Raw genomic sequence first — 23,794 nt, 5'->3', positions numbered from 1 at the left:
AAGGACATCCTTTTTTGTTATACCGTATTTCGCTTACGGGTAAACTCCATTTCAACGTTTTTATATGAGGACCAACCCATCCTGACCATAATCAATCGTTATTCCTTCTTTAAGCTCAACAGTCCCAGCTATGATTTTACGGGCAATTTTCGTTTCCAGATGCTTTTGGATGAATCGCTTCAGCGGTCTTGCTCCATATACCGGATCATATCCCTGGTCCGCAATGAATTCCTTAGCCGCTTCAGTGACGTTCAGGACTATATTTTGTTCCGTTAACCTTACTTGTAATTGATGAACCATCTTATCTACAATTTCAACGATTTCTAGTTTCGTCAGAGGTTTGAATAAAACAATGTCATCAACGCGATTCAAAAATTCCGGTCGGAAATGGCCTCTTAACTCTTTAAAGACCTGATCCTTTATTTCTTCTTCAATGCCACCATCCACCCGGTTGGACTGCAATAAGAAATGGGAACCGATATTGGAAGTCATGATGATCACCGTATTTTTACAGTTGATTGTTCTGCCTTGAGAGTCTGTTATTCTTCCATCATCCAACATTTGCAGCAAAATATTGAAGACTTCCGGATGCGCCTTTTCAATTTCGTCTAATAATATGACTGAGTATGGGTTTCTCCTAATAGCCTCCGTAAGTTGGCCGCCTTCTTCAAACCCAACATATCCAGGAGGTGCACCAACAAGGCGGGACACAGAATGTTTCTCCATATATTCCGACATATCGATCCGAATCATATGTTCTTCACTATCGAATAACGTTTCTGCCAAAGCTTTTACCAATTCGGTTTTACCGACACCCGTCGGCCCAAGAAAGATGAATGAACCGATTGGTCTGTTTGGATCTTTAATTCCAGCTCTTGCTCTTAAAACGGCATCGGATACGAGTTCCACCGCTTCTCCTTGACCTATTACGCGTTCATGCAGGATATTGGATAGGCGAAGCAGCTTCTCTCTTTCACTTTCCACCAGCTTGCTTATGGGAATCCCCGTCCACCTTGCAACAATCGAGGCTATTTCCTCCTCTGTGACTTCTTGGCGAAGCAATCGTGATTCCTTTTTTTCCTTTTCCAATTCGTCTTCCATTACTTCCAATTCTTTTTGAAGCTGCGGAATCCTTCCGTGCCGAAGTTCAGCTGCCCGATTAAGGTCATAGTCATTCTCTGCTTGTTCCAGCTCATGACGCAGTTTCTCAAGCTCTTCACGTTGATCCTGCACCTTTTGAAGCGCTGATTTCTCCATTTGCCACTTGGATTTCATGCTGTTCGCTTGATCCTGGAGTTCTGATAGTTCTTTTTGAAGGACTTCAAGCCTTGCTTTGCTTTGAGGGTCCTCCTCATTCTTCAAAGCAGCTTCTTCAATTTCAAGTTGCATGACTTTTCTCGTGATTTCATCCAACTCGGACGGCATTGAATCAATTTCCATTCGAATCATCGCACATGCTTCATCTACAAGATCTATCGCTTTATCCGGTAAAAATCGCTCGGTTATATATCGGTTCGAAAGGACAGAGGCAGCTACGATCGCCCGATCATGTATTCTGACGCCATGGTGAATTTCAAACCGTTCCTTTAATCCCCGCAAAATAGAAATCGTATCTTCCACATCCGGTTCAGGAACCAGAACCTGCTGGAAACGGCGTTCCAAAGCAGGATCTTTTTCAATATATTGTCGATATTCATCAAGGGTCGTTGCCCCGATACAATGCAGCTCACCGCGCGCAAGCATCGGCTTTAACATATTTCCTGCATCAAGTGCGCCATCCGTTCTTCCTGCACCGACAATTGTGTGTAATTCATCAATGAATAAAAGAATTTTACCGTCACTCTTCTTGATTTCATTCAACACCGCTTTTAGGCGTTCTTCAAATTCACCGCGGAATTTGGCCCCAGCGACAAGCGCACTCATATCTAGTGAAAAAACGGTCTTGTCCTTTAATCCCTCTGGTACATCCTTCCTGACAATCCTTTGTGCCAGCCCCTCGACTATGGCTGTTTTACCTACTCCCGGTTCTCCTATTAATACAGGATTATTTTTCGTTTTACGTGAAAGGATCCGGATGACGTTACGGATTTCCGTATCTCGACCTATTACGGGATCAACCTTCCCCGATTTAACCTCAGCAACGAGATCTCTGCCGTATTTTTTCAGTACTTCATAAGTGCTTTCAGGATTTTGACTGGTCACTCGCTGATTCCCCCTTATATCGTTTATAACCCGTTTTGCTTTATCATAATCAATTCCATATAATGAAAAAAGCCTGTTTACATTCGTTTTATTGACTTGCAATGACGCAAGCAGTATATGTTCGACAGATAAATATTCATCCTCCCACATCCGCATTTCATTTTCGGCAGCCGTCAAAATTTGCTGGAGGGAGGATGACATGTAAACCTGGGAAACACCCCCGCTCACTTCCGGTAATCGATCCAGTTCCTTATTTAGCTCTATATCAAATAGTTTCATCGGTTTATCAGATTCGGATAAAATCCTGATCAATAAACTTTCATCCTGTTCCATTAAGGTTTTTAATAAATGCAACTCTGTCAGCTCGGGATTCCCTCTATCTTTCGCTAGTTCCTGGCCGCCAATGAACGCCTGTTGGGTTCTCTCCGTCATTTTATTAATATCCATCTTAATGCCTCCCATTCATCTATATCATGAACGAATCTCCACTCGATTTGACCAATTTTGACCTTTACATTTTCATTATACTTCTAATTTTCCCCATGTAAAGGAAAGTTATAAAAAATGCAGGGGGCTTGGAGGATAAACAGCAAAAGCCTTTCTTCATATAGAAGAAAGGCAGACCCATTTGTCAAATGCATAAAATCCCATAACACAGTATTTGGATGAAACAAGACGGATTATACTGTAGCGGCTGTTCTGTTGTAACCATGAAATTCATCGACGAATTGGAAATCCTTATCCGTGCGACCTGCAAGGATCGTATCTCGAAGCAGAATGCCTGCATCGGTCGGATTGTGAATGATTTCCCCCCACATTCTTGCGCACGTTTGAACATGAGCCGTACGCGGAATCCGTTCCTCTTGATATTCCAAAAATTCCTGTTCAATGTCATTCCCATGCTTATGAAGCATATCCGACAAATAAGCTGCATCTTCTAAAGCCTGGCAAGCCCCTTGTGCCAAGTATTGAAGCATCGGATGTGCCGCATCGCCCGTAAGCGTCATTCTTCCTTTTGTCCAATTATCAATTGGTAAACGGTCATACATGGGCCAGCGGCGTTGCCTTTGAATGAATGAAATCGCATTTTGAACAAGCTCACAAGTTCCGGCAAATACACGGTCCATTTCTTCCGGGGTCCCCCATTGATCTGTTTTTTCGTTTTCTTCCGTGTATTGAGAGCTTTTGAACACAACTACTTGGTTGTATAGTTCTCCCCTTCTAACCGGATATTGAACAAGATGAAGGTTTGGCCCAATCCACATATATACATCATCTAAATCTCCATGGCTCGTAACCTCTTCCATCGGGATCGCTCCCCTGTATGCAACATATCGAGAGCAGACCGGCTGATCTTCCACAAAATGTTTCCGTGCCTTGGACCATAATCCATCTGCTCCGATGACAGCAGTTCCTGAATGTTGGGACCCGTTGGCAGAAGTAACTGTCACTTCACCTTCATTTTCTACTGACTCAATAATGGTTTGATTCGTAACCAGTTCGACATACGGGTTCTTTTCACAGGCTTCAGCCAGTACTTTATGCAAATCGGAACGATGCAAAACAACGTACGGGGCCCCATATCTCTCTTTATAAACATCACCTAAATCCAAAGCGGAAAGCTCTTTTCCGGAAAAGGCATCCATCAGCACCAACCTTTTTGGAAATACTGCAATTTCATTGATTTTATCCATGACGCCTAAACGCTGCAATACGTTGGTAGCATTTGCTGCAAGCTGAATCCCTGCACCAATTTCACCAAATTCGGGAGCTTGTTCCAGGACTTTTACATACTGTTTCGTTTCTGCGATTCCTAAAGCAGTTGCCAATCCGCCAATTCCCCCACCGATAACGATGAATGGTTTTTTTTCTTTGTTCATCATCAATTCCCCCTAAATTAGTTGTTTTAGACAATGTTGTGGACCAATATCCTAGTAAGCGTTTTCAACTGGCACTCCATATATACATCAGGATCATTCTGAAAGTTTTCAAACCGATCATTTTTAAACCAAAACAGGCTTGAATTCACTATCAACCTTTTGGTAACCATTGTTTGCGTCTAATGCCTGTTGCTGTTCCAAATCGAACCTTTCCATTATTGGTAGGTCGTTTACCGAGAATAAATAAGAATCGACTTCTGCAACGTGCTCATGCCAGGCCCAATTCGGAACGACGAAGTAATCTCCCTTGGACCAGTCAAAACGCACCCCATTAATGACCGTATAGCCTGATCCTTGGTGCACTTGATAAATTGTGGAATGGGTATGGCGATGTGCTTTCGTATGGAAACCTTTAGGAAGTTTCTGCATCCATGCCCCCATCGTCGGATTGGCCGTTTGGCCATTTGATGGGTTGATATACTCCACAGCGAACCCTTCGTATGGGTCCGGTTCGAAATTCATTAACCCTTCTATCGCTGCTTTGGTGCCTTTCCACTTGTAGTTGGCAAGCGGTGCCACTTGTGAATAGCGGTCGGATACCGGACGAACCATTCCGCCTTGATAACGGAGCTCTGAAAAATTATCCGGCCGTTTAGGCGTTTCAATCCGATCTGGATATGGTTCAAAGAAAGTGCCACCTATGGAATAGATGGTTGGAATATCAAGGGCATCCATCCAAATCATTGGCTTTTCTCCAACATGTCCATGACCATGCCATAGGTTTTTAGGCGTGATCAAGAAATCTCCTTCTTCCATGAAGATCCTTTCTCCCTGAACGATGGTGTAGGCACCTTCACCCTTCGTAATGAAACGAAGTGCACTTTGGGAGTGACGGTGGGAAGGGGCCACTTCACCTGGCAACAATAGCTGAACCGCTGCATAAAGCGTTTGCGTTGTCGAAGCCCATCCCCAAGGCTGGCGATACGTAAGGCCAGGGTTTTGAAAATATATGGCTCTTCGCTCCCCACCTCGGTCTGGAGTGAAGATTTCAGCTGCTTCCATCAATTTTTTTGTCAAAAGCTCTTCTTTCCATAAATAAGCATGGGCATGAGGTTTAGGTTCATGGTCCATCAGAGCGGGAATGGCTTCCCACAGTGGCCCAAGGTTATACTGCTGAATATCCTTTGTAAAATCTTTTACGATTGTACTATTCATGTATTCCGATTTTTCAGCCATATTAATCCCTACTTTCTTTTTTTGTCATTTCCTCACTGGATTTTAGAAAGGTTTCGCTTAATTTGATCATAGTGTCCTGAAACATGCTCATCAATGAAGTGATCGATTATATAAGAAGCTGGTTTGTTACCGAATTTAGCGAAATTTCGGTGTGGTGATTCTTTGGATAGTGTTTCTTCATCTAATTTCCCGAGACAGCTTTCCACTTTATATTTAAGCTCCTCCACTTGCTTCATGACATCATCAACAGCAAGTTTGTCAGTATCGGCAACTGCTGCCAGGCGGGCCGGATCTTGCAATCCACGCCCCCATTGGGATCCAGGGACCGCTACTACATTTTCCACTTCACCTAACCAATAAGGAATGGCCTCAGCTAAATGGGAAAGTATCTGCATGATTGACCATTCATCATCTGTAAGCTTGAATCGGATCGTTTCATCCGGAAGGTTTGCAGCTGTCTCAAGAATGTGGTCGATGGATCGTTGAACAGATTGAATGGATGTCCCGATTTCCTTATAAGCCATTCTATTTCCCCTCCCCGACACGTCGCACACGGTTTTCAAGATAACCTATTTTGTCGATCTCGATTTTGACGACGTCACCATCCCTTAAGAACACTTGTGGATCACGGGCTACTCCTACCCCACCCGGTGTTCCTGTAAGAACGATGTCACCTGGTTCGAGAGTCATTAAATTCGATAAGAACTCAACTAGATATTTCACATCGAATACGAAGTTGGACGTATTCGTTTTTTGGCGTTCTTCACCATTTACCGTTAATCGGACATTTAAGCCAGATGGATCGGATAGTTCATCGGAAGTGACTAGCCAAGGACCCATAGGGGCACTTCCTTCAACCGTTTTTCCTTGAAGCCACTCAAGTGTACGCCGTTGGATATCACGATACGTAACATCATTCGCAATTGTATAACCGGCTACATAATCAAGCGCATCTTCTTTTGAGACATTACGTGCCCTTTGTCCGACTACAAAAGCGAATTCTGCTTCATAATCAAGTTGTTCAGAGATTGGGAAAAATGGTATATCATCTTGGGGACCGATTACTGTATTGGCAAACTTTGCGAATACCACAGGGAATGGCGGCAATTCACGACCCATTTCAGCAATATGCTCACGGTAGTTGTGTCCGACACAAATAATTTTGCTTGGCTTTTGGACAGGAGCCTCAAGCTTTATATTTTCAACGTCATGCAGCAATTCATGTCTGAAGGAATCATGATTGTTCAATGCATAGTCCGCAGCCTTTTTTGCGATGGAAAGGCTTTCATTCCCTCCCTGTAAAAACGCCTCCATGGTTGCAGGTACATATGCTTCAGCGATTTGTTCACTGCGAAGTTTTCCTTCGCTTTCAAGAAGCGCTTGATAAGCATAATTCAAGTCGACTATTACATTATTAGGGTAAATTGCACCAATACGTTTAAATCCTTTATTGCTGAAAGTTACTAATTTCATATTTCATTCTCCTTTATTAATCTGTTTTTTTTAAAAAATCTCTTTTTAATGTCACTATCCTTATTTGTGGGCTAATTCTGCTGGATTCGCTTCACAAACCAGAATATGAATGAATGCACATTCACCTAAACCACTTATAGGTAACACTGTTCACTATTTATATAAATAATAACTCAATTTTCGGAATATTGTCAAGAAAGTATTGCAAAATTTTGTGCAAATGTTATCATCTACACCATTATGACTACTTCGGAATCAATAAAAAGGTCAGCTGAAATTATTTATTTAATAGGAAAGTATATGGATAGCTTCAAGCAGCCTCCTGTTTTTCTTGCTGAATTTCATTTAAATTTTACAGCTTCTGATATACTAGACCTAAATTAAAACAGATTAGGGAGATTGATTTATGGAAATCGTAAAATCCGGTTCGACGATTCAATCATTACAAATAGGGATGAGCATCATTGATTTACTTGCTTCCCAAAGAACTCCTTTAAGATTCTCTGATATTCAAGAATTAACGGAAATAACGAAAAGTAACCTCTATAAGTATTTGAATACCTTGACTCAGCTGGAGTTACTATATCGCGATAAGACAACCGGTATGTATCACCTTGGGAGCAAATTGATTCAATATGGCATGGCAGCGATAGGTAATGAGGATGTAACGAGCAGAATAACTCCTTATTTACAGGAAATCAGTCACCATACTTCTTGTACTGTCCTTTTTTCCGTTTGGACATATGATGGACCAATCACGGCAAAAATATGGAATTCCAACCAAAACTTAAACATCGGGGCACAGTTAGGTACACGCCTTCCCCCATCATCCTCTTCTGGAAAGGTATTCACTGTATTTCAGGATCCTTCCTTGACGGCTCAATGGATTGAAAAAGATCGTAATGTTACAGGCTCGTTCCTTAAAGGAACAAATGAATATGATGAAATCCGGAAATACAAAATAGCTTTTGCCAAAGAGCCTCTTGTACCATCTGTTTCCTCCATGTCCATTCCGGTTTTTAATTATAATTCAGAATTATTGGGAGCGATCACTGCCGTTGGGTTCACCGAAAGCATTCCTGATCATTATGAAGATCCTTTAAGCCACTATTTAAGAAAGAGCTGTTTGGAAATCTCGAAAATATTCGGTTATTCCGCAGAATAGAAAAAAAGCAGGAAAAGGATGGCGATCAGTCCTTTTTCCTGCTTTTGGATGTTTCATGGCTTCCGCTTATAAGTCCAAATCCGGTTATGATTGGATGTTTCAGGAAAAGAATCCCCTGCATCAAGCTTTACCATTTTCGGATTCACTACCGTGCTGCCCGTTTCACCGATTTCTACGTAGGTCCCATTATTAGGTGCCTTCTGACCTGGCTTAAATTGACGATTTTGCCCCATAGATTTCACCCCTTTACATGCTTTCCCTGTTATTATTACCAGGTTCCTTCCTTTCATGTCAGAAAAATTAAGGACACACAGGAAATTTGACCGAATTAAAAAAGCGATATTCTTTGGGCAGACACTTAGACTGTAGACAAATTTGATCTGGCCCATTAAAGTTAGACAAATAGTTTAAGCAGCTTCTAAGACCTGAGTTCGGTATTCTCTCGGACTCAGGGCGTTTAATTTTCCCTTCATACGTTTGTGGTTATAGTAATGGATATAATCATCTAATTCCTTTTCAAAGTGCTCCATACTTTCAAACTCTTGGAGATAAAGCAATTCAGACTTTAACAAGCCAAGAAATTTCCCATGTCTGCGTTATCTGAATATCAGCGACTTTAATTAAGGCTACGACCTCATACATCGACTTTAGTTCATCAATTACTTGCGCTTTGATTTTGGTTGTAATTTTTCCTGCATTTGAACTAAAGTATTCAACTTTTTTTAATACGCATTCTCCATTTCCAGTTGTTTCATTCGTTTTTCAGGCGCTTCCACTGACCCTTCAACTTGTTTAGATGGATGGATTGGTTTCTTTTTTCATGGATAATGGCCCCTTTTTCTTAGAAATTAGGACATCTACTCCATAGGCATTAAAATTTATTCTCCACGTCCGAATTAAAGCTGGAGAATAAATTTTAAACCTTGCGGCTGCGTCGTAAGAAGATATACCCGTTTCATTCATATAAATAAGGACATCCATTTTAAACTCCGCAGAATAACTTGTATAGGATTTCTTAAATCCATCGGCTCCTTGAATTTGGTATAAACGAACCCACCCTTGAATCGTTTGATACGAGACTTCAAATCCTTTTGAAGATCCATATAGCTGTGCTTTCCTTCTAGGTAAAGTCGTGTAATGAATATTTTCTGTTCGGCGGAAAAATCAGCCATAAAAAACACCCCGTAAATGTTAGTTTGGTCTCTAACATTTACGGGGCATTTCAATTCGATAGTAGTTGGGTTTGTCTACAGTCTTTTTATGTTTAAAACTTGACCGTTGATTGAAAGTGGGGCACTCGCTTTCTACGGGCGGTCCTCCCTCGGCGCCATTGCGCCTGCAGGATCTCCCCTTTGACCCGCTTTCCTCCCAAGAGTCTCGTCCTACCTTTCTTTCCAATCAACTTTGTTTTAACAGTAAGGATAGACCCTTTTACCTGCAGTCTTTTTTGTTTAAAATAGATGGTTAAAACTTGAGTTGATTAAGATGTTTCTAAACATGGTTCTATTCAGCAAGATCAACTGGTGCCATCAAACCATTTAGTTCGTAAAATGGGGGCAACAATTGATGCCTTTTTCATTTATGACTTGATGAAAGATATTTTCAAAGGTAGGACGCCCAAATATTTGTAGCAGTTATATTCCCTAACTGCTACAAATAAAATCAAAAAGGTTTCGGAATGAGACCATTCCGAAACCTTTTTTTCTACAAACTGAGCGACTGTTCTCTGAAGAGACTCTTTTTTGGTTAAGTCATTAAGTCCACCAGAACCGCCTTTTGGGCATGCAGCCGATTTCCAGCTTGGTGGAAAACGACGGAATTAGGTCCATCGATGACTTCAGCCGTTACCTCTTCTTCCCTGTGTGCAGGCAGGCAATGCATGAATAGGTAATCTTCTTTAGCAAGTTTTACTAGTTCACCATTGATTTGATAATCTTTAAAAGCTTCTAAACGGATACCATTCTCGATTTCCTGCCCCATGGAGGTCCAAACATCGGAATAGACAATATCCGCATCTTTTATGGCTTCTGAAGCGGAGGTTGTGACCACAATTTCACTGCCAGTCTCTTCTGCGACTTCTCGAGCATAGGCAACGACTTTTTCATCCGGTTTATAGGCCTCTGGGCACCCAATGGAAAAATCCATTCCCATTTTTGCACAGCCTACCATCAATGAATTGGCAACATTATTGCCATCACCGATATAACTCATTTTCAAGCCTTTTAGCTGCCCTTTTATCTCGATGATCGTCAAGAAGTCAGCAAGCACCTGACAAGGATGTGCGAGATCAGTTAGCCCATTGATGACTGGGATTGAAGCGTTTTCTGACAATTCCAGGATTTTTTCATGCTCGAAGGTACGAATCATGATGCCATCAATATATTCAGAAAGGACTTTTGCAGTATCGGAAATAGTTTCACCACGTCCAATTTGCAAGTCATTACCACTCAAGAACAAAGCATGTCCACCAAGCTGCATCATGCCTACTTCAAAAGAAACACGGGTACGGGTAGACGATTTTTCAAAGATCATCCCTAACGTTTTCCCTTTTAAAGGCGTATATTCTTCACCAGCTTGCAATTTGCCTTTAATGGTCTGCGCTAGCTTTAACAAATCTGCAATTGCCGTTGGTGCAGACTCTTTCATGGTCAAAAAATCTTTTCCATTTAAAATCTTTGCTTGTGTCGGTGCCGTCATTGAACTCATACGTGTGACACTCCTTTCGAATATGGTACAAGCCATTCCTGAAGCGAGGTAACCCCGGGATCAGCATTTCCTATCGATTGAAGATAGGCCTTGAAAGTCTCTTCTTCCGTAAATGCAAGCAGTCGGTATTTCGCTGCAAGCAATCTTAGCTTCTTATCTTCTTCCGTTGTTCCATATGCCAAAACGACCGCAGCATTTCCTTCATTTAACCATTTATCAAAATCTGAATTCTCCAATGTCAAACCTGCTTCTTTGATTTGCACTAGCAACTCTTCACTAAATTGGACTGATCCTGATTGATAAACACCTGAGGTATGTTTAGCCTTTTGAGCATGGAATACTTTTGTCAACGCTTCATTTACCGTTTTTCCGATTGCGATTCCTTCCCCTGTTGATTTCATTTCCGGACCTACCTTCGAATCAAGTCCGCTTAGTGCAAAGGTAGAAAATACTGGGTATTTGACGACAGCATACGGAATTTCTTCCATTAAGCCCGTTTTGTCGAACGCATTCGACAATGAATATTTCCCAAGCAATATTTTTGTCGCTATTTGCACCAAGGATGCATCGGTTACTTTGCTGATGATTGGGATTGTCCGACTGGCACGAGGATTCACTTCCAATACATATACACTATTTCCCTCAATCACGAATTGGATGTTCATAAGTCCTTTATAACCAAGTTCCCTAACTAGTTTTGTAGCATAAAGGGTCATTTTATCTTTGATATCATCCGTTAAGGTTTGAGCTGGCAATAATGCCACGCTATCCCCTGAATGGACACCTGCTTTCTCAATATGTTCGGCAATGATGGGAATGTATACATCATTGCCATCCGCAATCAAATCGATTTCGGCTTCCTTTCCTGGAATATAGGAATCGATCAACACGGGATATACAAGTGCCGTTCCATTTACCATTCTATTCACTAAGCTTTCCTTGGAGCGGATGATTTCCATTCCCTGGCCGCCAATTACATAGGATGGTCGTAAGAGTACTGGAAAGCCAATTTCCTCTGCACAGGTAATTAATTGTTCTTCACCACTAGCCATTGAACCCGGTACATGGGGGATATCCAGTTTTTGAAGAAGCTGATAAAAACGATCACGGTCTTCTAATTGATCGAGTGTATCGAAGGAAGTCCCCAACAAATTGACACCGTAATCCTCCAGGCCTTTTGCCAAGTTTATCGCAGTCTGCCCACCAAATTGGACGATTACGTCTTTTATATCTTCCGCTTCTATTACATTAAGAACGTATTCAAGAGTTAAAGGTTCAAAATAAAGGCGATCTGCCGTCGCAAAATCAGTGCTTACCGTTTCCGGATTATTATTGATCATTATCGTTTCAACATTTTCATCCTGGAGTGCATAAACACCGTGAACCGAACAATAATCAAATTCGATACCCTGTCCGATGCGGATCGGACCGCTGCCAATCATTAAGACTTTCCTTTTATCAGTTTTTTTCTGTTCGTTCTCACCAAAATATGTTGAATAGTGATAGTTCGTATGTGATTCGAACTCGGCTGCACATGTATCAACCGTTTTGTAGACCGCCGTTAGGCCTAATGATTTGCGGTATGCTCTCACTTCCATCTCACTTACTTTCCATACGGAAGCAAGATAGCGGTCTGAAAAGCCCTTTTCCTTGTATGCCTGCAGTTCTTCACTTGTTACCTGATCGATTGCCTTAGCTTCAATCTTCATTTCATTTTGGATCAATGACGCAAAGGATTTAAGGAAGAAATAATCTATGGCTGTCGCTTCATGGATTTCTTCAATCGTCACACCTTTTCTAAGCATTTCAAAAATGACAAATATTCGTTCATCGGATTTTTCAGCAAGCTTTCCCCAGAGTTCCGTAACCGTTTTATTTTTCAGCGTTGATAGCTGCAGCCCAATCGTTTTCAATTCCAAAGAATCGACGGCCTTTTGGACTGCTCCTTCAAAGCTGCGGTGTAGAGCCATCACTTCACCGGTCGCCTTCATCTGTGTTCCCAATTTGCGGTTGGCGGTCGTGAATTTATCGAATGGCCACCTCGGGAACTTCACCGCTACATAGTCAAGAGCAGGTTCAAAGCTTGAATATGTACTTTTCGTTACAGGATTGATGAGCTCCGATAAATCGTAGCCAACAGCGAGCTTTGCGGCTATTCGTGCTATGGGATAACCTGTTGCTTTGGAAGCTAGTGCCGATGAACGGCTGACGCGCGGGTTTACTTCTATTAAATAATATTGCTTGCTATTCGGATCAAGTGCAAATTGAATGTTACAGCCGCCTATGATACCTAAGGCAGAGATGATTTTAATGGAAGCGGCACGCAGCATCTGAAACTCGTCGTCCGATAAAGTCTGTGATGGTGCCACGACAATCGAATCACCTGTATGGATCCCTACCGGATCGATATTTTCCATATTACAGATAGTGATGCACGTATTGTTGCCATCTCGCATCACTTCATATTCCACTTCTTTATAACCAGCTATGCTTCTTTCAATCAAGCATTGTGTAATTGGACTTTCTTGAAGTCCGCCTCGTACAAGTTCCTTAAAGGTGTCCAATGAATCAGCAATCCCACCACCAGTTCCGCCTAGTGTGTAAGCGGGACGAACGATAATAGGAAAACCGATTTTGTCGGCAAAATCCAGCGCTTCCTCAAGAGTATGGACAATCGTACTGTCGGGAACGGGTTCACCTATTTCAAACATCAACTCACGAAACAGTTCACGATCCTCCCCTTTTTTGATGGAGTCGATCGGAGTTCCCAATAATTTGACTTTATATTTTTCAAGTACTCCAGCATCATCCAATTGATAAGCTAGATTTAATCCTGTTTGACCGCCTAATGTAGCGAGCAGGCCATCCGGCTTTTCTTTGGAAATGATCTTTTCAAGTACATCAACTGTTAAAGGTTCGAAATAGACAGCATCCGCATTCATTTCATCAGTCATGATCGTTGCAGGGTTGTTGTTGACCAGTATGACTTTATATCCTTCTTCCTTTAAAGCAAGGCAGGCCTGTGTACCTGCATAGTCGAATTCGGCGGCCTGCCCGATGACAATCGGCCCCGAACCAATCACTAAAATGGTCTGTATCGTGTTGTCCTTAGGCATAAGCTTTTTCTCTCCCGCTATAATCATTTATCATTTGTAAAAAATCATTGAATAGTAATGAACTCTCGATAGGTCCTGGATTTGCCTCTGGGTGATACTGGGTAGTGAAGATTGGCAAGTCTTCATGCATGAGCCCCTCAACCGTGTTATCATTCACGTTTCTGAATCTCACTTGCAGCGATGTTCCTTTTAAGCTCGGTTCATCCACCTCATAACTATGATTCTGCGAACTCATATACACCTTCTTCGTTTTCAAATCGACCACGGGCTGATTCGCACCTCGATGTCCAAACAGCATTTTTTTTGTATTTCCACCTAAGGCAAGGGCCGTTAATTGATGACCGAGGCAAATGCCCATCGTCGGAAAATTCGTAATAATCTTTTTAATGTTTCCTAGGAGGTATTCAAGCTGTTTTGGATCCCCAGGCCCATTTGAAAGCAAAATTCCATCTGGTTTCAGGTCCTTGATTTGTTCGAATTCAGTATCGAACGGTACGACAGAGACTCGGCAGCCTTGCTCGACCAATGAATCCAATATGGATTTTTTATAGCCGAAATCCATCATTACCACGTGCTTGCCGCCATTCCCAAAACTCTCGACAACCTTTGTGGATACCTCAGCAACGTGTGCTGATAAACCATTCAGGCAAGGTATGGCCGTGTATTTTTCTTCCGCTGTAATGACTGCCTGCATGGAACCTTCCTGTCTTATATTCTTAACGACCGCTCTTGTGTCAACATGGCTTAAAAGAGGAATGTTCCACTTGTCTAGATATTCACCAAGTGAATATTTAGCTTGATAATGGGAATGGCTCATATTTCCTTCATATACAATCACACCGGCAACATGCGGCTTCTTACTTTCAAAATCATGTTCATTGATTCCATAATTTCCGATTAGTGGGTATGTGAAGATAACGATCTGGTCCTTATATGAAGGATCTGTCAACACTTCTTGATATCCGGTCATTCCTGTAAAAAAGACAATCTCTCCAGTGATTGTTTTTTCACTCGATTTAGTCAGCAGTTCCCCTTCAAAGACGGAACCATTCTCTAAATATAGATAGCTTTTCATGATCTTCACCTCTTTAGATGATGTATATTTATATACAGAATAGCATAATTATTCATTTCATTCTATAAAAATTCAATAAATTTAGATAGTTTGTTTTATTCCCAATACTTTTTTAATTTTATTTATAGCACTATTGATCTCCGATTCGGTAACTGTCAGGGATGGGAGTAAACGAAGTACTTTAGGACCTGCACTCAATACAAGTAAGCCCTCATCTTGCAGTTCCATTATAAAGCCCTGAACATCCTGTTTACATTCGATTCCGACCATCATTCCCAGACCGCGAATCTCTTTCACTTCTTCCATGTCCATCAATGCTTTTGCCAATTCGCTCTCAAGGTATTCAGCCTTTTTAACGGTTTCTTTTAAAAACCCTGACTGGAAAATTTCCTTTAACACGGCTTCGGCCGCTGAGACACTAACGGGATTACCTCCAAAAGTGGATCCATGACTTCCAGGGTTAAAGAACTCAGACAGTGCTTCCTTTCCAATCATCGCCCCGATTGGCAGTCCATTACCCAGCCCCTTTGCTGAAGTTATGATGTCCGGTTGAATATTAAAATGCTGGAATGCAAATGGTTTCCCTGTACGCCCTATTCCAGTCTGGATTTCATCTATGATAAGGAGAGCTCCGTAATCTTGGCATTGAGTTTGTATCGCGTCCAGATAAGATTGCTGTACCACATGAATGCCGCCCTCACCTTGAACTATTTCAATCATTACAGCTGCCGTATTTTCATCAATGGCTGCTGCCATCGCATCATTATCATTAAATGGAACATATTCGAACGAAGCTAGCATCGGTCCGAAACCAATCTTGATTTTTTCCTGCCCCGTTGCAGCCATCGTTGCAAACGTACGGCCGTGGAAAGACTGCTGACATGTGACTATTTTGCTTTTCCCAGTTGCTTTACGTGCTAGTTTGATAGCTGCCTCATTCGCCTCAGCACCGCTGTTTGCAAAGAACACCTGACTTAAACCAGAGGCATCAGCCAGCATTTTTGCTGTCCGTTCCTGTATGGAACTTTGAAACATGTTCGATACATGCCAATATTTATTAAGCTGCTCTGTAACAGCCATTTTTACCTTCTCATGACAATGCCCAAGATTCAAAACCCCGATCCCGGATGTAAAATCCAGATACTCTATACCAGTTGCACTCGTAATCTTCAATCCTGACGCTGTGTCTGGCTCAATGTTCCACCTTGCATATGTTGGAAATAAAGAACTCATTGAAATACCCCTTCCTCCTGAAGAAATTTCGTACCGATGAATTGTCCGCCTTGATAAAAATATTCTTTCCCACTAACGATCATCACTTCTTCAATCCCTTTATTCAGCACCGACAATGCTGTATTGACTTTCGGGATCATTCCCCCATGGATACTTCCATCCATGATCATATTCTTCGTTTCCGTTTCATTCAATTTCTCAATGATCTGCCCATTCTTCAAGACCCCTTTAACATCTGTCACAAATAAACACATATCGGCCGATAGTGCCTTCGCTACAGACCCAGCAGCCATATCGGCATTCACATTTAATTTATTGCCTTCTTCGGTAATTGAAATGGGCGTCAATACCGGACAATAACCTTTTTCGAATAAAAGTCCTAATAATTCCGTATTGACTTGTTGTATCTCACCAACAGCTCCAAGTTTCTGTTCATCGATATAATCACCTGTGAGAATTCCTCCGTCAGAGCCATTTATACCGATTGCCTTGATTCCATGAGCTTCCAATTTATGAACGAGGCTGCGGTTCGATTTACCTGCAAGCATAAGTTCCACGATTTCCAACACTTCAGTGGTCGTTTTTCTTAAACCATCTTCAAATACTGGTTCAATCTCAAATTTTTCAAGCATTGAATTTATATCAGGGCCGCCTCCATGCACAAAGACAATATGGTAGCCGCGGTTTTGTAACTCTCTAACACTATTGAAAAACGACTCCGATAGCTCATTAATGATGCTGCCGCCGCACTTTACGACTAATATGTCCATATTTTCACCTCTTACGAACGATAGCTTCCGTTTATTTTCACATAATCATAGGTTAAATCGCATCCCCATGCCGTGCCTGATTCATTACCATCTTTTAAATATACATGAATGATGATACTATCATTCTCTAAGTATGCTTTGGCCTCTTCCTCTGAAAACAGGATTGGCTCACCATTATTAAGTACGACGATATCACCAAAAACGATCGTTGTTTGATCCGGATTGAATGCCACTCCGCTTCTTCCCATCGCAGCAATGATGCGTCCCCAGTTTGCATCCGCTCCAAAAGCTGCTGTTTTCACTAGATTTGATCCTACGATCGTTTTCGCCATCATCTGTGAATCTTGCTTCGTATGCATGCCATGAACATTCACTTCTATCAGTTTTGTGGCACCTTCTCCGTCTTTCGCAATTTGTTTAGCGAGATTTTCGGAAGTTTGTTTTAATAATTCCAGGAAAATGGACCATTCTGGATGATTAGGTGTCAAAGGGTCATTGTTCGCTTCTCCATTCGCGAGCACTAACACCATGTCGTTCGTTGAACAGTCGCCATCAACCGTGATTTGATTGAATGTATCATTTGTAATGGAAGATAGTGCTTGCTGTAAATCACCCGGTTCAATTACAGCGTCCGTTGTTATGAAACCGAGCATTGTGGCCATGTTTGGATGAATCATTCCCGATCCCTTCGCAGCGCCGCCCATTTTCACTGTTTTACCGTCAATAATCGATTCATAACCACAGCTCTTCGTTACAATATCCGTTGTTAAAATGGCTGTACCAAAAGCTTCAGCTGCTTCAGATGTATTTTCTGGCTGCAATGACTCTATACCTTTCCTTACTTTTTCCATCTCCATGAATTCCCCTATGACTCCCGTTGAAGCCACTGCAAATGAATGATCCTCCAAACCGAACTTTGAAGCCGCAATCTTCCTCATTTCATTTGCATCCTTTAAACCCTGTTCGCCTGTACAAGCATTCGCACAAGCACTATTCACTACAATGCCGTGAAGTTTTCCAGTAACTGCAATGCTATCTTTCGTTACATTGATTGGAGCGGCTTGAACTACATTTTGTGTATAAACCGCTGCGGCTGATGCTGGGACATCCGTAAAAATGATGCCAATGTCCTTTTTAGAATAGCGTAATCCTGCATGGACACCTGACGCTTTGAAACCTTGGGGCATTAAAATGTTTCCTTCTTGAATTTGTTTGATTACTTCAACTGGCTGTAGTGTATTCATTGTTTCCCTCCATAGTTTACGGATATAACGGACTGTTCCATAGTCCTGCCGTTTCTTCTAGTCCCATTAATATATTTGCATTTTGAATGGCCTGCCCTGCAGCACCCTTCACTAAATTATCAATAACTGAAACCACTGTTACCTTACCTGTTCTTTCATCATAATCCACACCAATGTCGCAAAAGTTCGATCCAAATACCTGTTTCGTGGATGGAAAGCGATCAAGGGGCTGTACCCGGACAAATGGGTGGTTCTCGTATACTGTTTCGTATAAATCCTTCAATTCAACATTTGAGGTTTTCCGATTTACCTTTATATACATCGTTGCCATAATCCCTCTTGTCATTGGAACAAGATGTGCATTAAAGGTGATGGGCTGTAAACCTGATGACCATCGCCCCAGCTGTTGTTCAATTTCCGGTATGTGTTGATGTTGATTTACCTTATATATCTTAAAGTTCTCATTCATTTCACTATAATGGGTGACTGCCGAAAGTGATTTACCCGCCCCTGAAACCCCAGATTTTGCATCGATGATCACATCAGCAGCTGCTCCGGCCAATCCTTCAGTGAATAAAGGGGCGAGACCTAATAGTGATGCGGTTGGGTAGCAACCTGGATTGGCAATAATCGTTGCTTTTTTTATTGCTTCGGCATTCCATTCAGCCAATCCGTATACGGCATCTTCTATAATTTGCTGAGGAGCGGCTGTTTTTTTATACCAGTGCTCGTATTCACCTGGAGTTTGAAGCCTGAGGTCTCCAGATAGGTCGATTACTTTAATATCAAGGTCAGAAAATTCCGAAATCAATTGCGATGAAACACCAGAAGGAGTTGCTAGAAATACAATATCGGATTTTTCTGCAATGGCTTTCGGGTCAATTTCTTCTAATTTATCTTTCATATGCATTAAATGTGTATTTTCTTCATATAAACTTCGACCAAATTGGGATGAAGTATGCAATGATTTTATTTTAAATTGCGGATGATTATTCAAAAATCTTATTAGTTCCAGTCCTCCATAACCCGTTGCACCTACTATTGATACGTTCATAAAACCATCTCCTATAATTTCAGGTCCCTGTCATTCTTTGATTCTATTATTATAAGACTGAATAAAAATAAAATCAAATGTATTTTTATAAAATTATAAACATTAATTCCAAATGAAAAATTATCCATCTAAAATCCTAGAATTATCCAAACTTGTTGACTACTAGGTTTTTTTTCGTTTAAATCAAAGGGAGTAATTGAGTAATAACGGTATCTGAAAGGTGGTCATATGCATGAATGAATTATCGTTATCTAATCGGATGCATGCAATTTTAGATAATAAACATCAAGTTAAACATATGGAAAAAGGGCGCTACCTTTTTCAGGAGAGCACCCCTGCAAGTGATTTGTATTATATTATAAAAGGGAAAGTAGAAGTGAGTAAGGTTGTTCCCGACGGTCGAGAATTAACGATACGCATTAGTTCGGAGAATGATTTGGTTGGGGAAACAGTCTTATTTTCTCAAAACCCTAAATATATGATGAATGCAAAAATGATGGAAGATGGAGCTGTATCGGTTATTTCCAAAGAAGCATTAGAAGATAAAATCGCCTCTGATAGTCGTCTTGCTGTCGATATGATGACATGGTTATCCGCTCAAAACCGTAAAAATCAGGCTAAATTCCGCGACATGCTTCTGCACGGTAAAAAAGGCGCATTTTACTCCACCCTCATCCGTTTATCAAATAGCTATGGCACTGAAGTAGAAGACGGTAAAGTTATCAATCTTCCCTTCACGAACCAAGAACTCGCCAATTTTTGCGGCACATCCCGCGAGGTAGTCAATCGAATGCTAGCTCAATTAAGGAAAAACAATGTCATCTCCATTAAAAAGGGACACATTACGATTCTTGACTTTGACTATTTGAAACAGGAAATCGACTGTGAAAACTGTCCAATAGAAATCTGTACAATCGATTAAACCCCTCCCATAAAAAAAGAGCAATACATAATGTCTTACTGATTTGAAAATGATTGGAGTTTATTCCAGGCTAGATTTACCCCTAGGACCATTGATTTATTTTCATTACGAAGTGTCCTATATAAAAATGCATAAAAAAAGTATAAAAGTCGATCCCGTCCATTGCTGGCATCTTAGGTTCCTAACAACTTTACAAAAAAAGGGATGGAGATAGTTTCCACCCCTTTTTGTTCATTCGGACGGGAGTCCCATGTTTTTCACCCACCAATGAATGACATTTCGATTTTTTCCTGTTTCTTTACTGTTCCCGCTGCCCGTTCATCCGAATAGCGGTCATACCTACGATTCCAAAGTGAAATGATGAACCCGGATAATTCTTCATCTGTCATGTCGGAACGCAGCAAAGACTTCAAGTCATGTCCCTCTCCATTAAACAGGCATGTATATAAACTTCCATTGGCAGAAAGACGTGCACGTGTACAACTTGAACAAAAAGATTCGGATACCGAGGTTATGAAGCCCACTTCTGCAGCAGTGCCCTTATAACGGAAGCGTTTGGCCACCTCTCCAAAATAATCTTCTTCAACCGGTTCAAGATCGAATTCGGTTTGGAGCATCGCAAGCAATTCTTTTTTCGTAATGACATTCTTCAACTGCCAGCCATTTGTATGTCCGACATCCATGAATTCTATATAGCGTAATTGAATGCTCTCATCTTTACAAAATCGCGCCATCGGCAGGATTTGAGATTCATTAGTTTCTTTTTTCACTACCATATTCACTTTAACGCCAAGCCCTGCTTCTTTGGCAGCAGTGATGCCTTCTATAACAGGCTTTATGCCGATATTCCTGCCGTTCATCTTCTTAAAAAGTTCATCATCGAGGCTGTCTAAGCTGATATTCACCCTCCGCAAACCAGCTTCCCTCAAATTCACGGCATGTTTTTTCAAGAAGACACCATTCGTAGTCAGTCCAATATCTTCAATACCTTCAATTTTAACGAGATATGAAATCAGAGTGGTAAGGTCTCTCCGGAGTAATGGTTCCCCGCCTGTCAACCTTAGTTTTTTAACTCCTAAGCTTGCAAATATCTTAGAAAGCCTTACAATTTCCTCATAAGATAATAGCTCACTTTTAGGCAGGAACTGAAAATTCTCATGAAAAATTTCAGCAGGCATGCAATACTGACATCGAAAGTTACAGCGATCTATGACTGAAATCCTTAAATCCCTTAGTGGCCTGTCCAATGAATCTTTAATATGACTGTTCAATTAACCACTCCTAGCCAAAAGTATAAAAAAAAACCAGGCCATAAAAAGTGGACCCCAAAAAATGGATTCACAGTTTTTTGACTGGCTTTTCATTTTCTATTACATGGTTATTATTTGATTCCTAATGCAATTTTAGCATATCTGGACATTTTGTCTTTCGTCCATGGCGGACTCCAGACAATCTTCACATCCGTTTCCTTGACCTCGGGTATATCTTCGAGAACCAATTTCACTTGATCGACAATTGTCCCTGCCATCGGGCAGCCCATGGCAGTCAATGTCATCGTCACGGTAGTCAGACCTTCCTCATCCATATCAACATCATATACCAAACCTAAATTCACGATATCTATACCAAGCTCAGGGTCAATGACCTGCTCCAAAGCGCCTAAAATAATGTCTTTTGTATCTTGATCCACTTCGATCACTCCTTTTATGGAAAACCTTTTTATTTTAAATTGTCGGTTTCATCATTATGTCCGTATTAGAATCATAACAGATTTTAAGTAAGTACTTAAGCATTTTGCACAGTTGACAGTAAATGTTTCGCGAACCAGTCTGCAGTCTTGAGCACGCCTTCTCTACTCACCTTATGTCCTGCCATGGGGTCAAGGATAAAATCAATTTTTTCATCTGCCTCATTATACCCTGCTTTGACCCCTTCATAAAAACGATATGCATGTTGATAAGGCACAACCGGATCTTTGGCGCCATGCCAAAAAAGAAGCGGACGGTTGGAAAGCTTATCCTGATTAAGACTCAAATCAAATGGCTTGAGCTGTTCAATCACCTTGGCAACTTCCTCATCAGTAGCTGGGAAATTAACTTTCCTTTTCTTAATCTCCGCCATTTGGAGCTCTGCATACGCGACATATGATGGGTTTCCCATTAAACTGACTCCGGCGGATATCCATTCATAAGCAGCCAGGGCCCCATTAGTCGCTATTCCCCCCATAGAGGTACCTGCTACGCCAATTCTACCAGGATCAATTAATTTTCGGGATAATAAATCATCCTTCAACAAAGATAAATCCTGGATTGTCTGTAAAACCATTTCCCAAAAACGGGGCATCATTTGAGAATCACTTAAACCAGCTTGCCTTTCCCCATGATGAATCACATCGGGAAGAAGCACACGAAAACCCTTTTCAGCCAATAAATATGCATAATGAAGATTATGTTCTTTCGCACTTTGAAAACCATGTATAAAAATAATAAGCGGCAATTCCTGATTGAAACTGGTTTCTTCACCTAGATGCAATACAGGAATATTTCCAATATGTTCTTTTTCAATTATTATCAAGTTAACCCCTCCGAATAAATTTGTTCCGGCCTTTCAATCCCCTTCTCAAATAGGGCTTTGGCATTCATCATTCCATTCCTTTAAACCTTAGCATCGCTTTAATTAATATAATCCTGGATATAGTAATATCATACAGGAATGCATAAAGAATGAAAAAGATTTACATTTACTTTAAACTAGACTTAACAATATTTGCATATAATGAAATAAAAAAGAACAGAAGGTGTGTACATGGCTGAGAAACATTTAATCGTATTGGATCTTGATGGTACTTTACTTACAGATAACAAAACAATTTCTTCAAGAACTAAAAAAACACTCCTAAAACTAAAGGAAGATGGACACGAAGTTATGATCGCTACCGGGCGTCCATTTCGCTCAAGTGAACTTTATTACCGGGAATTGGGGCTGACTACACCAATCGTTAATTTCAATGGCGCTTTCGTCCATCACCCATTACATACAAGCTGGGGGGTATACCACTCACCACTTGATATTAGCGTTGCGAAAGATATTGTTGAAGCGTGTGATCAGTTTAAATATCACAACATTATCGCAGAAGTCAGGGATGATGTTTATGTCCATTATCATGATGAAAAGTTGATGAACATGTTCAATGTAGGAAATCCGAACATGAAGACGGGTGACTTGCGCAATTACCTTCAGGATTCCCCAACTTCGATGCTTATTCACACAGATAGTGAATTTGTAGGACAGATTCGCCAGCATTTATCCGATGTCCATGCAGAGTTGGTCGATCATCGCCGTTGGGCAGAACCTTTTCATATCATCGAAATAATAAAAAGCGGGTTAAGTAAAGCCGTGGGTCTAAAACGCGTATCCAACTTTCTGGAAATTCCTCAAAACAGGATAATCGCATTCGGTGATGAAGATAATGATCTGGAAATGCTCGATTACGCGGGAACCGGGGTGGCTATGGGAAATGCGATATCACCAGTAAAAACGGTTGCAAATACGACTACATTGACGAATGAAGAAGATGGTATTGCTGTCTTCCTCGAAGAAAAATTCAATATAAAAGCCTAATACGTTATTTTTTACCTTCATAATATCTATCTTTCAAGCCAAACTAATATGGACAACAGCTTCCATTCCGTTGTCGACAACGCTCAGAATCGGAGGA

19 protein-coding genes and 1 pseudogene are annotated in these 23,794 nt (G+C 41.1%); 3 read left to right on the top strand and 17 right to left on the bottom strand.

Annotation, left to right across the window (positions count from 1 at the left end):
* Window positions 1-60 precede the first annotated feature (60 nt).
* The 5 genes from clpB to IOC57_RS16685 form a co-directional block, all read right to left on the bottom strand.
* Complete coding sequence (clpB, locus tag IOC57_RS16705) at window positions 61-2,649, bottom strand: ATP-dependent chaperone ClpB (protein WP_207439787.1); 2,589 nt, start codon at window positions 2,647-2,649, stop codon at window positions 61-63.
* 233 nt (window positions 2,650-2,882) lie between these two features.
* Entirely contained in the window at window positions 2,883-4,082 is a 1,200-nt protein-coding gene (locus tag IOC57_RS16700) for an FAD-dependent monooxygenase (RefSeq protein ID WP_207439786.1), read from the bottom strand.
* Between the two features lie 123 nt (window positions 4,083-4,205).
* Window positions 4,206-5,318 (bottom strand): cupin domain-containing protein, encoded by a 1,113-nt coding sequence (locus IOC57_RS16695; protein WP_207439785.1) that lies wholly within the window; start codon window positions 5,316-5,318, stop codon window positions 4,206-4,208.
* Window positions 5,319-5,350: 32 nt separating this feature from the next.
* On the bottom strand, window positions 5,351-5,842 hold the full coding sequence (locus IOC57_RS16690) for a DinB family protein (protein WP_207439784.1): 492 nt from the start codon (window positions 5,840-5,842) through the stop codon (window positions 5,351-5,353).
* 1 nt (window position 5,843) lies between these two features.
* Entirely contained in the window at window positions 5,844-6,791 is a 948-nt protein-coding gene (locus IOC57_RS16685) for a fumarylacetoacetate hydrolase family protein (RefSeq protein WP_207439783.1), read from the bottom strand.
* Between the two features lie 406 nt (window positions 6,792-7,197).
* On the opposite strand from IOC57_RS16685, the gene IOC57_RS16680 reads away from it, so the two are divergent.
* Window positions 7,198-7,956, top strand: a complete 759-nt coding sequence (locus tag IOC57_RS16680) for an IclR family transcriptional regulator (protein WP_207439782.1) — start codon at window positions 7,198-7,200, stop codon at window positions 7,954-7,956.
* 53 nt (window positions 7,957-8,009) lie between these two features.
* On the opposite strand, the gene IOC57_RS16675 is transcribed toward IOC57_RS16680, so the two are convergent.
* The 9 genes and pseudogenes from IOC57_RS16675 to argC form a co-directional block, all read right to left on the bottom strand.
* Window positions 8,010-8,189, bottom strand: coding sequence for a YjzC family protein (locus IOC57_RS16675; protein ID WP_034314546.1), 180 nt, complete (start codon window positions 8,187-8,189; stop codon window positions 8,010-8,012).
* A 174-nt stretch (window positions 8,190-8,363) separates the two neighbouring features.
* Window positions 8,364-8,537 (bottom strand): annotated as a pseudogene (locus tag IOC57_RS26540) (IS3 family transposase); the annotation flags it as partial.
* 1,165 nt (window positions 8,538-9,702) lie between these two features.
* A complete protein-coding gene (argF, locus tag IOC57_RS16665) occupies window positions 9,703-10,662 on the bottom strand; it encodes an ornithine carbamoyltransferase (protein ID WP_207439780.1) in 960 nt (319 codons plus the stop codon).
* On the bottom strand, window positions 10,659-13,778 hold the full coding sequence (locus IOC57_RS16660) for a carbamoyl-phosphate synthase (glutamine-hydrolyzing) large subunit (RefSeq protein ID WP_207439779.1): 3,120 nt from the start codon (window positions 13,776-13,778) through the stop codon (window positions 10,659-10,661). The genes argF and IOC57_RS16660 overlap by 4 nt, the downstream gene beginning before the upstream one ends.
* Window positions 13,771-14,853, bottom strand: coding sequence for a carbamoyl phosphate synthase small subunit (locus tag IOC57_RS16655; protein WP_207439778.1), 1,083 nt, complete (start codon window positions 14,851-14,853; stop codon window positions 13,771-13,773). Before IOC57_RS16655 ends, IOC57_RS16660 begins: the two co-directional genes overlap by 8 nt.
* A gap of 81 nt (window positions 14,854-14,934) precedes the next feature.
* The gene (locus tag IOC57_RS16650; RefSeq protein WP_207439777.1) at window positions 14,935-16,086 is read right to left on the bottom strand and encodes an acetylornithine transaminase; all 1,152 of its coding nucleotides are present in this window, start codon (window positions 16,084-16,086) and stop codon (window positions 14,935-14,937) included.
* A complete protein-coding gene (argB, locus tag IOC57_RS16645; RefSeq protein ID WP_207439776.1) occupies window positions 16,083-16,856 on the bottom strand; it encodes an acetylglutamate kinase in 774 nt (257 codons plus the stop codon). Before argB ends, IOC57_RS16650 begins: the two co-directional genes overlap by 4 nt.
* Before the next feature lie 11 nt (window positions 16,857-16,867).
* Entirely contained in the window at window positions 16,868-18,100 is a 1,233-nt protein-coding gene (argJ, locus tag IOC57_RS16640; RefSeq protein ID WP_207439775.1) for a bifunctional ornithine acetyltransferase/N-acetylglutamate synthase, read from the bottom strand.
* A gap of 16 nt (window positions 18,101-18,116) precedes the next feature.
* Window positions 18,117-19,154, bottom strand: coding sequence for an N-acetyl-gamma-glutamyl-phosphate reductase (argC, locus tag IOC57_RS16635; protein WP_207439774.1), 1,038 nt, complete (start codon window positions 19,152-19,154; stop codon window positions 18,117-18,119).
* Window positions 19,155-19,386: 232 nt separating this feature from the next.
* Between argC and IOC57_RS16630 the strand changes: the two genes are divergently transcribed.
* Window positions 19,387-20,076 carry a Crp/Fnr family transcriptional regulator gene (locus IOC57_RS16630; protein ID WP_207439773.1) on the top strand — a complete coding sequence of 230 codons (690 nt, stop codon included), beginning with the start codon at window positions 19,387-19,389 and terminating at the stop codon, window positions 20,074-20,076.
* 257 nt (window positions 20,077-20,333) lie between these two features.
* On the opposite strand, the gene moaA is transcribed toward IOC57_RS16630, so the two are convergent.
* The 3 genes from moaA to IOC57_RS16615 form a co-directional block, all read right to left on the bottom strand.
* A complete protein-coding gene (gene moaA, locus IOC57_RS16625; RefSeq protein ID WP_207439772.1) occupies window positions 20,334-21,347 on the bottom strand; it encodes a GTP 3',8-cyclase MoaA in 1,014 nt (337 codons plus the stop codon).
* 110 nt (window positions 21,348-21,457) lie between these two features.
* A complete protein-coding gene (locus tag IOC57_RS16620; RefSeq protein ID WP_034314562.1) occupies window positions 21,458-21,766 on the bottom strand; it encodes a metal-sulfur cluster assembly factor in 309 nt (102 codons plus the stop codon).
* 95 nt (window positions 21,767-21,861) lie between these two features.
* Window positions 21,862-22,650 carry a prolyl oligopeptidase family serine peptidase gene (locus IOC57_RS16615; protein ID WP_207439771.1) on the bottom strand — a complete coding sequence of 263 codons (789 nt, stop codon included), beginning with the start codon at window positions 22,648-22,650 and terminating at the stop codon, window positions 21,862-21,864.
* 231 nt (window positions 22,651-22,881) lie between these two features.
* On the opposite strand from IOC57_RS16615, the gene IOC57_RS16610 reads away from it, so the two are divergent.
* Entirely contained in the window at window positions 22,882-23,697 is an 816-nt protein-coding gene (locus tag IOC57_RS16610) for a Cof-type HAD-IIB family hydrolase (RefSeq protein WP_207439770.1), read from the top strand.
* The last annotated feature ends 97 nt before the right edge of the window (window positions 23,698-23,794 follow it).

Source organism: Bacillus sp. SD075, from assembly GCF_017355165.1.
Taxonomy (GTDB): domain Bacteria; phylum Bacillota; class Bacilli; order Bacillales; family DSM-1321; genus Peribacillus.
This window is presented reverse-complemented; position numbering and strand designations above follow the sequence as displayed.

Excerpts from the sequence above, each read along its gene's own strand:
- clpB (WP_207439787.1), bottom strand. The coding sequence starts at position 2,649 with ATGGATATTAATAAAATGACGGAGAGAACCCAACAGGCGTTCATTGGC.
- IOC57_RS16700 (WP_207439786.1), bottom strand. The coding sequence starts at position 4,082 with ATGAACAAAGAAAAAAAACCATTCATCGTTATCGGTGGGGGAATTGGC.
- IOC57_RS16680 (WP_207439782.1), top strand. The coding sequence starts at position 7,198 with ATGGAAATCGTAAAATCCGGTTCGACGATTCAATCATTACAAATAGGG.
- argJ (WP_207439775.1), bottom strand. The coding sequence starts at position 18,100 with ATGAATACACTACAGCCAGTTGAAGTAATCAAACAAATTCAAGAAGGA.
- argF (WP_207439780.1), bottom strand. The coding sequence starts at position 10,662 with ATGAGTTCAATGACGGCACCGACACAAGCAAAGATTTTAAATGGAAAA.
- IOC57_RS16660 (WP_207439779.1), bottom strand. The coding sequence starts at position 13,778 with ATGCCTAAGGACAACACGATACAGACCATTTTAGTGATTGGTTCGGGG.
- IOC57_RS16650 (WP_207439777.1), bottom strand. The coding sequence starts at position 16,086 with ATGAGTTCTTTATTTCCAACATATGCAAGGTGGAACATTGAGCCAGAC.
- IOC57_RS16690 (WP_207439784.1), bottom strand. The coding sequence starts at position 5,842 with ATGGCTTATAAGGAAATCGGGACATCCATTCAATCTGTTCAACGATCC.
- argB (WP_207439776.1), bottom strand. The coding sequence starts at position 16,856 with ATGGACATATTAGTCGTAAAGTGCGGCGGCAGCATCATTAATGAGCTA.
- IOC57_RS16610 (WP_207439770.1), top strand. The coding sequence starts at position 22,882 with ATGGCTGAGAAACATTTAATCGTATTGGATCTTGATGGTACTTTACTT.
- IOC57_RS16630 (WP_207439773.1), top strand. The coding sequence starts at position 19,387 with ATGAATGAATTATCGTTATCTAATCGGATGCATGCAATTTTAGATAAT.
- IOC57_RS16675 (WP_034314546.1), bottom strand. The coding sequence starts at position 8,189 with ATGGGGCAAAATCGTCAATTTAAGCCAGGTCAGAAGGCACCTAATAAT.
- IOC57_RS16695 (WP_207439785.1), bottom strand. The coding sequence starts at position 5,318 with ATGGCTGAAAAATCGGAATACATGAATAGTACAATCGTAAAAGATTTT.
- IOC57_RS16685 (WP_207439783.1), bottom strand. The coding sequence starts at position 6,791 with ATGAAATTAGTAACTTTCAGCAATAAAGGATTTAAACGTATTGGTGCA.
- argC (WP_207439774.1), bottom strand. The coding sequence starts at position 19,154 with ATGAACGTATCAATAGTAGGTGCAACGGGTTATGGAGGACTGGAACTA.
- IOC57_RS16655 (WP_207439778.1), bottom strand. The coding sequence starts at position 14,853 with ATGAAAAGCTATCTATATTTAGAGAATGGTTCCGTCTTTGAAGGGGAA.